General features: G+C 73.5%; 12 protein-coding genes. 8 read left to right on the forward strand and 4 right to left on the reverse strand.

All coding sequences use genetic code 11. The annotated features are described in order from the left end of the window. Nucleotides 1-261 precede the first annotated feature (261 nt). Nucleotides 262-1,530, reverse strand: coding sequence for a pyroglutamyl peptidase (locus ACFWM7_RS25495; RefSeq protein WP_383264399.1), 1,269 nt, complete (start codon nucleotides 1,528-1,530; stop codon nucleotides 262-264). 165 nt (nucleotides 1,531-1,695) lie between these two features. Between ACFWM7_RS25495 and ACFWM7_RS25500 the strand changes: the two genes are divergently transcribed. The 8 genes from ACFWM7_RS25500 (at nucleotide 1,696) to ACFWM7_RS25535 (ending at nucleotide 12,381) form a co-directional block, all read left to right on the forward strand. Continuing rightward, complete coding sequence (locus ACFWM7_RS25500; protein WP_383264401.1) at nucleotides 1,696-2,529, forward strand: M55 family metallopeptidase; 834 nt, start codon at nucleotides 1,696-1,698, stop codon at nucleotides 2,527-2,529. Further along, nucleotides 2,522-3,865: a M20/M25/M40 family metallo-hydrolase gene (locus ACFWM7_RS25505; protein WP_383264404.1), complete on the forward strand. Its 1,344-nt coding sequence runs from the start codon at nucleotides 2,522-2,524 to the stop codon at nucleotides 3,863-3,865. The genes ACFWM7_RS25500 and ACFWM7_RS25505 overlap by 8 nt, the downstream gene beginning before the upstream one ends. Nucleotides 3,866-3,914: 49 nt before the next feature. Beyond that, the gene (locus ACFWM7_RS25510) at nucleotides 3,915-5,933 is read left to right on the forward strand and encodes a S9 family peptidase (protein ID WP_383264407.1); all 2,019 of its coding nucleotides are present in this window, start codon (nucleotides 3,915-3,917) and stop codon (nucleotides 5,931-5,933) included. Then, the gene (locus ACFWM7_RS25515) at nucleotides 5,930-6,892 is read left to right on the forward strand and encodes an LD-carboxypeptidase (RefSeq protein WP_383264409.1); all 963 of its coding nucleotides are present in this window, start codon (nucleotides 5,930-5,932) and stop codon (nucleotides 6,890-6,892) included. Before ACFWM7_RS25510 ends, ACFWM7_RS25515 begins: the two co-directional genes overlap by 4 nt. A gap of 266 nt (nucleotides 6,893-7,158) precedes the next feature. Beyond that, entirely contained in the window at nucleotides 7,159-8,916 is a 1,758-nt protein-coding gene (locus ACFWM7_RS25520) for a CocE/NonD family hydrolase (RefSeq protein ID WP_383264412.1), read from the forward strand. Nucleotides 8,917-9,057: 141 nt separating this feature from the next. Next, entirely contained in the window at nucleotides 9,058-9,297 is a 240-nt protein-coding gene (locus ACFWM7_RS25525; RefSeq protein ID WP_383264415.1) for a DUF1049 domain-containing protein, read from the forward strand. Nucleotides 9,298-9,376: 79 nt separating this feature from the next. Then, a complete protein-coding gene (locus ACFWM7_RS25530) occupies nucleotides 9,377-10,273 on the forward strand; it encodes an arginase family protein (RefSeq protein WP_383264418.1) in 897 nt (298 codons plus the stop codon). 122 nt (nucleotides 10,274-10,395) lie between these two features. Next, complete coding sequence (locus tag ACFWM7_RS25535) at nucleotides 10,396-12,381, forward strand: DUF5107 domain-containing protein (protein ID WP_383264421.1); 1,986 nt, start codon at nucleotides 10,396-10,398, stop codon at nucleotides 12,379-12,381. Between the two features lie 22 nt (nucleotides 12,382-12,403). Here ACFWM7_RS25535 and ACFWM7_RS25540 read toward each other — a convergent pair whose 3' ends face one another. From ACFWM7_RS25540 to ACFWM7_RS25550, 3 genes are all read right to left on the reverse strand, one after another. Beyond that, nucleotides 12,404-12,757: a VOC family protein gene (locus tag ACFWM7_RS25540; RefSeq protein WP_205081691.1), complete on the reverse strand. Its 354-nt coding sequence runs from the start codon at nucleotides 12,755-12,757 to the stop codon at nucleotides 12,404-12,406. Nucleotides 12,758-12,870: 113 nt separating this feature from the next. Continuing rightward, nucleotides 12,871-13,680 carry a methyltransferase domain-containing protein gene (locus ACFWM7_RS25545; RefSeq protein ID WP_383264424.1) on the reverse strand — a complete coding sequence of 270 codons (810 nt, stop codon included), beginning with the start codon at nucleotides 13,678-13,680 and terminating at the stop codon, nucleotides 12,871-12,873. Nucleotides 13,681-13,812: 132 nt separating this feature from the next. Beyond that, nucleotides 13,813-14,565 (reverse strand): diacylglycerol/lipid kinase family protein (locus ACFWM7_RS25550; RefSeq protein ID WP_383264427.1); only part of this gene is annotated, 753 nt, incomplete at its 5' end.

Genomic DNA, 14,565 nt, shown 5'->3' on the forward strand with positions numbered 1-14,565 from the left:
GGTACGGCGGAGCGCAGCCGGAGGCGGCGGTACAGCGGTAGGGCGCGTACGGGCGCGTGGGGGGATTTCACGGGGGCGGCTCCTGGCGTTCTGCCCCGGCACGGGGTGCGCCGGGATGCCGGGATGCTAAAAAGCGCCGCACCCGGGGGAGAAGCCCCGCGCACATTGCGTTCATAGTGTTCGCCCCGGCGGGTCGGGCCGCGGCACATGCCCACGAGCCGGCGCGCCCGGACGCCGACGCGCGGCTCGCCGTCGCGTCGCTCAGTCGGCTGCGCTCACCGCCGTCCTCACCAGCTCCCTCACCTGGTCCACGATGTCGGCGCGGTTGCGCTCGAACTCCGCGTCGGTGACCGTGCCGGTCTGCGGGTCCGTGTTCGCCGCGCCGAACTGGAGGACCGGGGTGTGGAGATGGCCGCCCGGCAGGTCCGGCAGCCCCAGCCGGTCGCGCAGCAGGGTGACCCGGTAGGCGATCTCGTTGGAGAGGTAGTCGCCGCCGCCTCCGGCCCGCGCCGCCGAGCCCGGGGTGGGGCCGTCGGGCCGGGTCACCGGTTGGGTGCCGCCCGCCGGGATCTCGGTGACCTCGGTGTTGTCGTACACCGGGAACCGGCCCGTGTCCGCCTCGGTGAGCTGCCGGTACGGGAGGGTGGTGGAGGTCCACTGCGGCTGGGTGCCCGGGTCGGTGACGGGGACGAGCCCGGTGCTGGAGGCGTTCTCGTTGTCGGCGAAGCCGCCGCGCCAGGCCCCGTTGGTGCGCTCCACGTCGAAGCGGCCCTGGCGGCCCTGGCTGACGGTGGTGAACAGGTCCAGACGCGGCAGCTGACGGGCCAGGGCCCGCTCGACGGCTCCCTCGGCGAAGTCCGCCCAGCGCACCGGGAAGACGACGGTCTCGATCCGGGCCGGCCCATCGGGCGTCTGCACCAGGGTGCCGTCCAGGGCGAGCGCGCTCGCCCCCGACGGGTTGCCGATCCGGACGTCCCGGTCCAGCGTGAACGGGTCGAAGCCGGTGACCAGGACCCGCTTCGTCCGGTGACCTGGGTGGCGAATGTCCGACTGCCCGCGCGATGCGGTCTCCAGGGCGGTGTGCAGGGCCCCGCGCCGCTCGTCGTCGAGGTCGAACCGAGGCGTCCACGCGCGCAGTTCGCGGCTGAGCGCGAGCCGGGCCCAGTAGAGCGGGCGGTCGTCGCCCCGGCTCAGGTCGCCCGTGGCGGGGCCACGTCCCTGGGCGCGGTCCACGGCGCGCCGCCACAGCGCCGAGGCGTGGCGGGTCACCGTTCGCTCGGCCTGCGCGTAGCTCCGCGAGCCTTGCAGGGCTCGTTCGAAGCGCGGGGCGAGGGCGTCGAATCCGCTGCGCCGCAGGATCTCCTGCGGGGCGGCCCGGTCGAGGCGCTGCTCCTCGACGGTCGCCGCGGTGGGGGTGCGGGTGCTGTCCGCGGGGGTCGCGGCGGCGGGCAGGGCGGAGCCCGCCAGGACGAGCAGGAGCGCCATGCCGCCGAGACCGAGCCGGGCCGTCGCGGGGAGTTGGTGGGTCACACGAATCCCTTTCGTTTCACCGGGTGGTCCCGCAGTATCGCGGCACGGCCCGAGGCGGAGCCATAGGGCAGGGCAGTGGGAGGCTCGTCCTCTCCAGCGGACTGAACCTCTGGCGCGCCGATCCTCCCTGGCCCGCGCCGCTCACGGGGCGTACGGTGTGGCGGCATGAAGATCCTCATCAGCGCCGACATGGAAGGCGCCACCGGAGTCACCTGGCCGGCCGACGTGCTGCCGGGGACTCCGCAGTGGGAGCGCTGCCGGTCGATGTTCACCTCGGACGTGAACGCGGCGGCGCTCGGCTTCCTGGACGGCGGCGCCGACGAGGTCCTGGTCAACGAGGCCCACTGGTCCATGCGCAACCTGCTGCTGGAGCACATGGACGAACGTGTTCAGATGCTGACCGGCAAGCACAAGTCGCTGTCCATGGTGGAGGGCATCCAGCACGGCGACGTGGACGCGGTGGCCTTCGTCGGCTATCACACCGGGGCCGGCACGGAGGGCGTCCTCGCCCACACCTACCTCGCGAACTCCATCACCGGTGTCTGGCTCAACGGCGTCCGTGCCAGTGAGGGTCTGCTCAACGCGCACGTCGCCGCGGAATACGGGGTGCCCGTCGTCCTCGTCACCGGCGACGACCTGACCTGCGTGGACGCCGATGGGTACGCCCCCGACGCCCGTAAGGTCGCCGTCAAGGACTACGTCTCCCGGTACGCGGCGGTGTGCCGCACCCCGGCCCGTACCGCCGCCGACATCAGGGCGGCGGCGAAAGCGGCCACCGTGCTCGCGGGCCGGCGGGAGCCCGTCACCGGGAAGACGTTCACCGTGGAGCTGGAGTTCGACGCCGAACATCTGGCGGCCGCCGCCACCGTCGTCCCCGGCGTGGCGCCGAGCGGCGAGAGGCGCGTCGCGTACACCAGCGCGACGATGTACGAAGGAATTCGCACGTTCAAGGCGGTGACGACGATCGTGTCGGCCGCCGTGGAGGAACAGTATGGCTGAGGCCCCCGACCTGCTCGGACCCGTCGACCGGCAGGCCCTCGACGAAGTGGTGACGTTCACCTCCGAACTCATCCGCATCGACACCACCAACCGGGGCGGCGGCGACTGCCGGGAACGCCCGGCCGCCGAGTACGTCGCCCAGCGGCTCGCCGACGCCGGAATCGAACCGACACTGCTGGAGCGCACCCCCGGCCGGACCAACGTGGTCGCCCGAATCCCCGGCACCGACCCCTCGGCCGACGCGCTGCTCGTCCACGGCCACCTCGACGTGGTGCCCGCCGAGCCCGCCGACTGGACCGTGCACCCCTTCTCCGGCGAGGTCCGCGACGGGGTCGTATGGGGGAGGGGCGCCGTCGACATGAAGAACATGGACGCGATGGTCCTCTCCGTCGTACGCGGCTGGGCCCGCGAGGGGTTCCGCCCCGCGCGCGACATCGTCATCGCCTACACCGCCGACGAGGAGGACAGCGCCGCCGACGGCTCCGGCTTCCTCGCCGAGCAGCACGCCGACCTCTTCGAGGGCTGCACCGAGGGCATCAGCGAGTCCGGGGCCTTCACCTTCCACGCGGGCGACGGCCTCTCGCTGTACCCGATCGCGGCGGGCGAGCGCGGCACCGGCTGGCTGAAGCTGACCGCCGAGGGCCGGGCCGGGCACGGTTCCAAGGCCAACCGGGAGAACGCGGTGAGCGCGCTCGCCGCCGCCGTCGCCCGGATCGGCGAACACGAGTGGCCCATCCGCCTCACCCCGACCGTCCGGGCCGCGATCACCGAGATCGCCGCCCTGCACGGCATCACCGCCGACCTGGAGGACCCGGCCTTCGACGTCGCCCAGCTCCTCGGCAAGCTCGGACCGGCCGCCACCCTCGTCGAGAACACCGTCCGCAACAGCAGCAACCCGACGATGCTGGACGCCGGTTACAAGGTCAACGTCATCCCCGGCCACGCCGCCGCCTTCATCGACGGCCGTACGGTCCCCGGCGGCGACGACGAGTTCCACGCCACCCTGGACCGGCTCACCGGACCGCTCGTCGACTGGGAGTTCTACCACCGCGAGACGGCCCTGACGGCCCCGGTCGACTCCCCGACGTACGCCAAGCTGCGCGCCGCCGTCGAGCGGTTCGACCCGGACGCGCACACCGTCCCGTACTGCATGTCGGGCGGCACCGACGCCAAGCAGTTCTCCCGCCTCGGCATCACCGGCTACGGTTTCACCCCGCTGAAGCTGCCCGTCGGCTTCGACTACCAGCGGCTCTTCCACGGGGTCGACGAGCGCGTCCCCGTCGACGCCCTCCACTTCGGCGTCCGCGTCCTGGACCACTACCTGCGCACCGCCTGACCGCCTGACCGCCTGCCGACCGATCCGCGCCCCGGGGGGACCGACCTACGTGAACACCGTGCCCGCAGCAGCTCCGTACGGCACCTGGCCGTCGCCGATCGACGCGGCCCTCGCCGCCTCGCACGACGGCCGGCCCGACCACCTCGGCACCGTCGGGGACGAGATCTGGTGGACCGAGCCGCGCCCCGCCGAGGGCGGCCGCCGCGCCCTGATGCGCCGCCGCGTCGACGGCACCACCGCACCCGCGCTGCCCGCCCCCTGGAACGCCCGCAGCCGGGTGATCGAGTACGGCGGGCAGCCCTGGGCCGGAACCGTGCGCGAGGACGGCGAACTCCTCGTGGTGTTCGTCCACTTCACCGACCAGCGGCTGTACGCCTACGCCCCGGACGGCCCGGACGGACCATGGCCGCTCACCCCGGTCTCGGACGTCGGCGGCGGGCTGCGCTGGGTGGACCCGCAGGTGCGCCCGGGGCAGGGGACGGCGGGCGAAGTGTGGTGCGTCCTGGAGGAGTTCACCGGATCCGCCCCCACCGACGTACGGCGCGTCGTCGCCGCCGTGCCGCTCGACGGATCGGCGGCCGACGACCGGGCGGCGGTCCGTGAACTCTCCGACGACCGGCACCGGTTCGTCACCGGCCCCAAGGTCTCCCACGACGGGCGGCGGGCGGCCTGGATCGCCTGGGACCACCCCCGGATGCCGTGGGACAGCACGGTGGTCATGCTGGCCGACATCACCGAAGCGGGCGAATTCACCGGCGTCCGGCCTCTCGTCGGCGACCTCGGCGAATCGGTCTGCCAGGTGGAGTGGGACCGTGACGGCAGCCTCCTGTTCGTCTCCGACCTCGCCGACTGGTGGGAGCTCCAGCGCATCCGCCCCGACGCCGTCGCCGGCGGCGTGGTCCCCACCAGCCGCCTGTTGCCGCCCCGGGGCGAGGAGTTCGGCGGACCGCTGTGGAAGATCGGGCTGCGCTGGTTCCACCCGCTGGACAACGGGCTGATCGCCGTCCTGCACGGCAAGGGCGGCATGCGGCTCGGCATCCTCGACCCGGAGACCGGCGAACTCGCCGACGTACCGGGCCCGTGGACCGCCTGGTCCGACACGCTGGCCGTGCACGGCAGCCGGGTCGTCGGCGTCGGGGCCGGCCCCCGCACCGGCCCCGAGATCGTCGAACTGGACACCGCGACCGGGCACACCCGCACCCTCGGCACACCCCACCGCGACGCGGTCGACCCGGCGTACTACCCGGTGCCCGATGACCGCGTCTTCACCGGCCCCGACGGCCGCGAGATCCACGCCCACATCTACCCGCCGCGCAGCCCCGAACGCACCGGCCCCGAGGGCGAGAGGCCCCCGTACGTCGTCTGGGCGCACGGCGGCCCCACCGGCCACGCCCCGCTCGTCCTCGACCTGGAGATCGCCTACTTCACCTCGCGCGGCATCGGCGTCGCCGAGGTCAACTACGGAGGCTCCACCGGTTACGGCCGCGCCTACCGCGAACTCCTGCGCGGCCAGTGGGGCGTGGTCGACGTGGCGGACTGCGCGGCCGTGGCCTCGGCCCTGGTCCAGGAGGGCGCCGCCGACCCGGACAAGCTCGCCATCCGGGGCGGCAGCGCGGGCGGCTGGACCGCCGCCGCCTCGCTGACCAGCACCGATCTGTACGCCTGCGGGACGATCCTCTACCCCATCCTGGACCTCGAAGGATGGGCGACGGACGAGACCCACGACTTCGAGTCGCAGTACCTGGAGTCCCTGGTCGGCCCGTTCGCGGAGGTGCCCGAACGCTACCGGGAGCGTTCCCCGATCAACCGCACCGACCGGCTGAACACCCCGTTCCTGCTGCTCCAGGGCCTGGACGACGTGATCTGTCCGCCCGCCCAGAGCGAGCGGTTCCTCGCCGCCGTCGCCGACCGGGGCGTCGCCCACGCCTACATCGCCTTCGCGGGGGAGAGTCACGGATTCCGGCGCGCGGAGACACTGGTCCGCGCGCTGGAGGCCGAACTAGCCCTCTACGCCCGGACCTTCGGTATCGACCGGCCCGACGTGCCGCCCCTGGAGCTGACCACGTGACACCCCAGGACCACGGACCGGCGGTCTCCCTGACCCGGCCGCGCCGGCTGCGCCCCGGCTCCCGGGTCGCCGTCGTCGCGCCCAGCGGACCCGTCCCGGCCGACCGGCTGGAGGAGGGTCTCGCCGTCCTGCGCGGCTGGGGCCTCGAACCCGTCGTGGGCCCCCATGTCCGCTCCGAGCACCCCGAGTTGGACTACCTCGCCGGGTCGGATCGGGGCCGTGCGGAGGACCTCCGGGCCGCGTGGTGCGACCCGTCCATGGAGGCCGTGCTGTGCGCCCGGGGCGGATACGGCGCGCACCGGATGGTCGACCTGGTCGACTGGGCGGCGATCCGGGCCGCCGGGCCCAAAGCGTTCGTCGGCTACAGCGACATCACCGTGCTGCACGAGGCGTTCGCCCTGCGGGCCGGGTTCGCCACCCTGCACGGGCCGATGGCCGCCACCGAGACCTTCCTCAAGGACGCGGCGACCCGTGAGCACCTGCGCGCCACACTCTTCGAACCCGAGACCGTGCGCACCCTCGGCCTGGAGTCGGCCGCGGCGCTGGTCCCCGGCCGGGCCCGGGGCCTTCTGTACGGCGGATGCGTCAGCCTGCTCGCCGCCGACCTCGGCACCCCGGGCGGCCGGACCGGCGCCCGCGGCGGCCTGCTGGTGATCGAGGACACCGGGGAGGAGCCCTACCGGCTCGACGGCATCCTCACCCGGCTCCTGCGGTCCGGGGCCCTGGACGGGGTCGCCGGGGTGGCCTGCGGTTCCTGGCGGGAGTGCGGGCCGTACGAGAAGATCCGCGCCGTGCTCGCCGACCGGCTCGGCCCGCTGGGCATACCCGTGGTCGAGGAGCTGGGCTTCGGGCACGGCACGACCGCGCTGACGATCCCCCTGGGCGTGCCCGCGGTGCTCGACGCGCCGGCGGACGGCGGGCGTTGCACGCTCACCGTCGAGGCTCCCGCCCTGCTCTAGCCTCCTCGGCCGACCCCTCCTCGCTCCCCCGCCCCTTTCCCCCGTCCTCTCCCTCTCATCTCTTCGCGTCTTCGCGCCCGCGCCGCTGGCCGTGCGGGTGCGGAGGTGTGTGCATGCGCGCGGGGAACGTGAACATCCGTCAAGAACCGCTGACCGATGCGTTGACACAGCTATGACCCGTGTCACAGCATGAGCTCGGCCCAATACTTACCGGTCGGTAAGGTGTCCTCGGTGTGGAGGTCTTCGTGTCAGGTGCTGTTTCCAGAGTGCGCGGCCCGCTCGTGGCGGTCGCCGGGGCGGCCCTCGTCGCCCCCCTCGTCCTCGCCGGCCCGGCCCATGCCGCCGCCGACCCGTACACCGTCACCCCGCTGACGTTCACCGTCGATGCGGGCGACCGCACCTGCACGGTGGACGCCGATCTCTACCGGCCCGCCGGGGCCGACGCCGACCACCCGGCCCCCGCCGTCCTCGCCACCAACGGCTTCGGCGGCAGCAAGTTGGACGGCTCCACCGACACCATCGGCAAGGCCTTCGCCGAACGCGGCTACGTCGGGCTCGTCTACTCCGGCCTCGGCTTCGGCAAGTCCGGCTGCCTGATCACCCTCGACGACCCCGCCGTCGACGGCAAGGCGGCGAGCCAACTCCTCGACTTCCTCGGAGGAGTTCGCGCGGCCGACGACGGAACCAAGGCCGACTACGTCACCCAGGACGCCGACGGTGACCCGCGCGTCGGCATGATCGGCGGCTCCTACGGCGGCGCGATCCAGCTGGCGACCGCCGCCGTCGACCCCCGCGTCGACGCCCTCGTCCCGCTGATCACCTGGAACGACCTCGGCTACGCGCTCGCCCCCAACAACACCGGGGCGCGCACCGGCGTCACCTCCGACACCCCCGGCGTCTTCAAGTGGCAGTGGGCCAACGGGTTCTACCTGATCGGCGAAGGCCAGCCGCTCCTCAATCCGAGCCTGGACCCCTCGCGTATCAACCGGCTGGACTGCCTGCACTTCGCCACCCGCGCCTGCGAGACCGTCCGGCTGCTCAACTCCGGCCGTTACCCGGCCGACAGGACCGAGGAGATGCTCGCTTACGCCCGCAGCGTCTCGCCCGTCTCCTACCTCGACCGGGTCAAGGCCCCCACCCTCATCGTCCAGGGCCAGGCCGACAGCCTCTTCAACCTCAACGAGGCCACCGCCACCTACCGGACGCTCAAGGCGCAGGGCACCGAGACGAAGATGATCTGGCAGTCCTGGGGACACAGCGGCGGCCAGGTCCCCGGCGAACTCGACCTGAGCCAGGGAAATCTGGAGACCAGCCACGTCGGACAGCGGGTGCTCGCCTGGTTCGACCGCTACCTCCGGAAGAAGACGGACGCCGACACCGGACCCGCCTTCTCCTACTACCGCGACTGGCGGAGCGGCTACGGCACCGCCGACGACGTCCCCGCGCTCTCGCGGTCCCTGTACCTCTCCGGCGACGGCAAACTCGTCGACAACCGCTCCAAGGTGGTGCGCGGCAGCCGCCAGTACACCAACTGGCTCGTGCCCACCAGTCACTCCGAGAGCTCCATCGCCCCGCTGATCGGACTGCCCGACCCGAAGCCGTACGACACGAAGGGCACCTACCTCGGTTGGCGCAGCGAACCCCTCACCGCACCCCTCGACGTCGTCGGTGCGCCGAAGGCCACCCTGAAGGTCGTCTCGCCGAAGACGGAACGGGTCCAGAACAGCGGCGACGCCTCCGACAAGCTCGTCCTCTTCGCCAAGGTCTACGACGTCGCACCCGACGGCGGCAGGAAGCTGGTGAACCGGCTCGTCTCCCCGGTCCGGGTTCCCGACGTCACCCGGCCCTTCACGGTCGAGCTGCCAGGCATCGTCCACCGGTACGAGAAGGGGCACCGCCTGGAGTTCGTGATCGCCGCCAGCGACACCGCGTACTTCGGCAACCGGGGCATCAAGCCCGTCACCGTCGTGAGCGCCCCCGAGGACACCGGCGTACTGGAGCTCCCGGTGGTCCCGGCCGGCTGACACCCCGGCGGGCCCCGCGTTCACCCGAACGGCCGTACAGCACCGCCCCCGGACCCGGCAGCCGGACATGCTGGACTCCGGGGGCGGTCGCTCGCAGGACGGCGGGCCGGACGGGCGGGGAACGAGCGAAAGGGTCGGACCATGAGCCCCAAGGACGTGTCGAGCGACAGCGGAGGCGCCAAGGGGTGGCTCACTCCGGGGCGCATCGTGGTCGGTGTGCTCGTCGCGCTCGTCATCGTGTTCATCTGCGTGAACACGAACAAGGTCACCATCCGGGTGCTGATCCCCGAGGTGACGATGCCCCTCTGGTTCGCGCTGCTGGCCATGTTCGTCATCGGGCCCGGCTGCGGCGGCTATCTGTTCCGTCGCCGGGGCAAGTGACGGGGGACCGCACCCCGGCTCCACGGACTCCCGCGAATCCGCTTGAGGGCCCCGGGCCGGTGCGGCGAGGATGGGCCGCATGCGTACGATCGTGGTCCTCGACGCCCCTTCCAACCTCGGGCTGCGGCCCCCGGCCCCCGGCACCGTCCCGGGCTGCTACAAGCTCGCCGGCGCGCTGCGCGAGCAACGGATCGTGGCGCGCCTCGGCGCACTCGAAGGCGGTGTCGTCGTCCCGCCCCGCTACGACCGGGGCGACTGGCAGAAGGGCGACGGGGTGTTCAACGCCGCCGCCATCGCCCGGTACACCCGCACCCTCGCCGACCGCATCGAAGGACACGTACGGGCCGGTGAGTTCGCCCTGGTCCTCGGCGGCGACTGCTCCATCCAGCTCGGCGCCGCGCTCGCCCTGCGCCGCATCGGCCGGTACGGGCTCGCCGCCGTCGACGGATCCGCCGACTTCCGGCACACCGGCAACAGCGACGGGGTCGGCGCGGCGGGCGGCGAGGAGCTGGCCATCGCCACCGGCCGGGGGCAGGCGGACCTCAGCGACCTCGAAGGACTCGGCCCCTACCTCAGGGACGAGGACGTACGCCTCTTCGGCATGCGGGACGAGGACGAGGACCAGGCCGAACTGGCCGCACTCAAGATCCCCAACGCCACCGTAGGCCAGATCCGCGAGTGGGGCGCGGCCGATCTCGCGCGGGCCGCCGTGGAGAGCCTTGAGACCCCCGCCCTCGACGGCTACTGGGTCCACCTGGACGCCGACGTCCTCGACCCGAGTGTCATGCCCGCCGTCGACAGCCCGGACGACGGTGGCCTCCTCCCGCACGAACTCGCCCCGCTGCTGCGCACGTTGGTCTCCTCCGCGCGCTGCGTCGGGCTCAACGTCACCATCTACGACCCGGACCTCGACCCGGACGGCACCGCGGGCGCGCTGCTCGCCGACCTCGTCGTCGGGGCGCTCGCGGGCGCGTGAGGGGTGACCCCGCCCGGGAAATGCGGCCGACGGACTCTGGCCCCGCGCGGCCACCGGAGTGTTCCATGGTCACCGGGGGCGCCCGGACCTGTGGCGGCCCGCCGCGAGGGAACGAGGGTGCCTTGGCCACGACCGTACGACGTGCCGTACTGAACCTGCCCGCAGCGCCGCTCGGGCCGGAGAACCCGCTCCCGCCGCTGCGGACGCCCGCCCCGCCGCCCGTCCTCGACCCCCGCGAACGGGCCGGCCTGCCCCGCGACATGGCCCGGCAACTGGGCCACCAACCGCTGCGCACCCTCCTGCCCACCCGGCTCCTCGACGGCTACGGGCGCGAGCGCACCCCCACCGACCTCGACGCCGTCGTCATCGAGAACGACCGGCTGCGCGTCACCGTGCTCCCCGGGCTCGGCGGCCGGATCCACTCCCTGCACCACAAACCCACCGGCCGTGAACTGCTGCACCGCAACCCGGTCCTCCAGCCCGCCGCCTTCGCCCTCAACGGGGCCTGGTTCGCCGGCGGGATCGAGTGGAACATCGGCGCCACCGGCCACACCACCCTGACCTGCGCACCCCTGCACGCCGCGCTCGTGCCCGCCCCCGACGGCGGGACGATGGTCCGGCTCTGGGAGTGGGAGCGGTTGCGCGACCTGCCCTTCCAGGTGGACCTCTGGCTCCCCGACGACTCCGACTTCCTGCACGTCGGCGTACGGATACGCAACCCGCACGAGCAGCCCGCGCCGGTCTACTGGTGGTCCAACATCGCCGTCCCGGAGACCCCGGGCACCCGCGTCCTGGTCCCGGCCGACGAGGCCTGGCACTTCGGCTACGACCACGCCCTCACCCGGGTCGGCGTCCCGGCGGCGGGCGGCCTCGACCACACCTACCCGCTGCGCTCGGAGTACCCGGCCGACCACTTCTACGAGCTGCCCGACGACGCCCGCCGCTGGATCGCCGCGCTCGACGCGGACGGCCACGGCCTCGCCCAGACCTCCACCGACCTGCTGCGCGGCCGCAAGCTGTTTTGCTGGGGCCACGGCAGGGGAGGCCGCCGCTGGCAGGAGTGGCTGAGCGGACCCGAGGGCGGCGGCTACGCCGAGATCCAGGCGGGCCTCGCCCGCACGCAGCTGGAGCATGTTCCCCTCGAACCGGGCGCCGCGTTCAGCTGGCTGGAGTCCTACGGTCCGCTGTCCGCCGACCCGGCCGCCGTGCACGGCCGGGACTGGGCCGCCGCCACCGGGGAGGCCGCCGCCCGGCTGGAGGAGGCGCTCCCCCGCGAGGAGGTGGCGGCGGCGTACGCGGCGTGGCTGCCGCACGCCGACACCGAACCGGGCGAGGTGCTCGCCACCGGCTCCGGCTGGGGCGCGCTGGAGGTGCTGCGGGGCGGCCACCGGCTGCCCGGCACGCCGTTCTTCCTCGCCACGCTCGGCGAGCAGCAGGCCCCCTGGGTGGAACTGCTGGAACACGGCACCCTGCCGAAGCCCTCCCCGGAGGAACCGCCCGGCCCGACACCGGTGTCACGGCCCTGGCGCGACATGCTGGAGACCGCCGACGCCGGCCCGCACACCGAGTACCACCTCGGCATCGCGCAGTGGCACGCCGACGACCGGGCCCAGGCCGTCCGCAGCTGGGAACGCGGACTGGAGTGCGGCCCCGCACCGCGCTGGCCGCTGCTGCGCTGCCTCGCCGTCGCCGCCGAGGAGAACGGCCGGCCGGACCACGCAGCCGAGTTGTACGCCGAGGCCTTCGCAGACCTCGCCACTTCGGGCACGACGGACCCCACCGCGTCGGCGGAGAGCGGCGCCCTCCTCGTCGCCCTGGCCCGCGAGACCGTGGAGGCCCAGCTGTCCGCCGGCCGGCCCGACGCGGCCCGGGCACTGCTGGCCGGGCTGCCGGAGGCGATCCGGGAGCGCGGACGCTTCCGGCTGCTGCTGGCCCGGACGCTGGTAGCCGAGGGCGACACCGGGTCGGCCCGCGCGGTCTTCGACGCCGGATTCGAGGTCGCCGACCTGCGCGAAGGGGCCGGAATCCTCGGAGAGTTGTGGGCGTCCGTCAGCGACGAACCGCTGCCGGACGCCTACGACTTCCGGATGAGCCCGCCGGGGCCGTGAACAACGCGCCCGGGCGGCTCGGTCAGACGGTGACGTTGCGGTCCACGTACTCGAAGACCGAGCCGTCCGGGTGCAGCGCGATGAGGTTGCGGCCCGCCGGGGTCGGGACCGGTCCCGCGATGACCCGCGCGCCCGCCCGGGTCAGCGCCGCGCTCGCCTCGTCGACGTCCTTGACGGCGATGGTCGCACCCACCTTGCGCAGTACCTCCAGCTCCGACTCCGGCCCGCTCATCAACAGGAAACAGCCGATCGCGGCCACCGACACCCCACCGCGCTCGAAGCGCAGGGCCGACGTGCCCGTCAGCCCCTCGTAGAAGGCCACCGCGGCCTCCAGGTCGTCGACGCAGATACGCAGCGTGGTTCCGAGGATCTCCATGGGTACGAGGGTAGTTGGCGGCCGCGACCGGTGTGATCGGTTCCGGGCGCGCCGGAAGCCCACTTCACCTCGCACCCCCGGCACACTTCACCGCAGACCCGGCACACTTCACCTCACGCCCGGCACAGCACCTCACCGTGGGGGACCATGAACCAGCCGTCGCCCTCCTCGCCCCAGGAGCGCCACGCCCCGGCGATGGCCGTGAGCTGCTCGGGGCTCGCGTGGCCGCCCCGTACGGCCAGCTCGGCATAGACCGAGTCCGTCGTACGGTCCGCCCACAGGCCGCTCCACCAGGCGCGGCTCTCCGGGGTGGCGAAACACCAGGCGGCCGCGGTCGGGGTGATGTCGGTGAACCCGGCCTTCCGCGCCCAGGACAGCAGCCTGCGGCCGGCGTCGGGCTCGCCGCCGTTGCCGCGCGCCACCCGCCCGTACACCTCCTGCCATGTGCCGAGGCCGGGGGCCTCCGGATACCAGGTCATCGCCGCGTAGTCGCTGTCCCGGGCCGCGACCACGCCGCCGGGGCGGCAGACGCGCCGCATCTCGCGCAGCGCCTGGACCGGGTCGCCCACGTGCTGGAGCACCTGGTGGGCGTGGACCACGTCGAAGGAGTCGTCGGGGAAATCCAGGGCGTGGACATCGGCCACCGCGAACTCGACGTTCTCCAGGCCTCGTTCGGCCGCCACCGCGGCGGCCTGGCCGAGAATGTCGGCGGTGGTGTCCACCGCGGTGACCCGGCCCGGCGCGACGAGCGCGGCCAGGTCGGCGGTGATGGTCCCGGGGCCGCAGCCGACGTCCAGCACGGTCAGGCCGGGGCTGAGTTCGTCGAGGAGGTAGGCCGCCGAGTTGGCGGCGGTCCGCCAGCGGTGCGAGCGCAGGACCGACTCGTGGTGGCCGTGCGTGTACACGGCGGTCTCCTTCGGCATGGCGGTGCGTCCTCTCCCCGGTCCGTCGCCGATGGGCACGGCGACAGGACCACCGTACGCCGCGATGTCGAATGATGAGATGGGCGTCTTATCATGCGGACGTGCCGGGGCGGGGCGTGCTGCCCGGTGCCCTCAGACCGGCATCGGGCAGTAGACCGTCAGAGCCTCCGGGAGCTTGTCGATCATCAGTTCCGTTCCGGAGTGGGCGACTTCACCGTCGTACGCGTACGGAGTCCCCGGCGCGAGGCCGCCGATCCGCACCCGGCGCCGGCGGACGGCGGCATGGGCGGGGGAGCGGGTCAGCGGTCCCGCCACCGCCGCCGCCAGCAGGCGCAGCGCGGGGCCGCGCCCGCCGTGGACCACCCGGACGTCCAGCAGCCCGTCCGCCAGGTTGTGGCGGCGGCCCGGGGCGGGGCCCACCCGCCGGAAGAGCCCGTTGCCGACGAAGACCAGCCACAACGGACGCCTGCGGCCCTGAAGTTCGGCCTCCAGCGGTCGCTGGCCGCGCAGCACGTGGAACGCCGCGAGCACGCCCGCGGGCCAGCCGCCGATCCGCGGCGACCAGTGTTCCCGGGTGCGCACCAGGTCCGGATAGACGCCCAGCGAGAAGGCGTTGAGGAAATAGCCGTCCGCCCCGTCCGCGCCCTCGGGCCCCGGTCGGAAGCGGCCGAGGTCCACCCGGATGGCGTCGCCCGCGGTGAGGGCGGCGGCGGTGTCGTGGACGGTCTCGATGCCCAGGTCGTAGGCGAAATGATTGAGCGTGCCGCCGGGGAAGACCGCCAGCGGCATCCCGTGCGTCGCGGCCACGGAGGCCGCCAGGTTCACCGTCCCGTCGCCGCCGCAGACGCCCAGGGCCCGGCCCCGGCCGGCCGCCTCGTCGAGGGC

The organism is Streptomyces sp. NPDC058375 (assembly GCF_042723425.1).
GTDB classification, from domain to species: Bacteria; Actinomycetota; Actinomycetes; order Streptomycetales; family Streptomycetaceae; genus Streptomyces; species Streptomyces durocortorensis.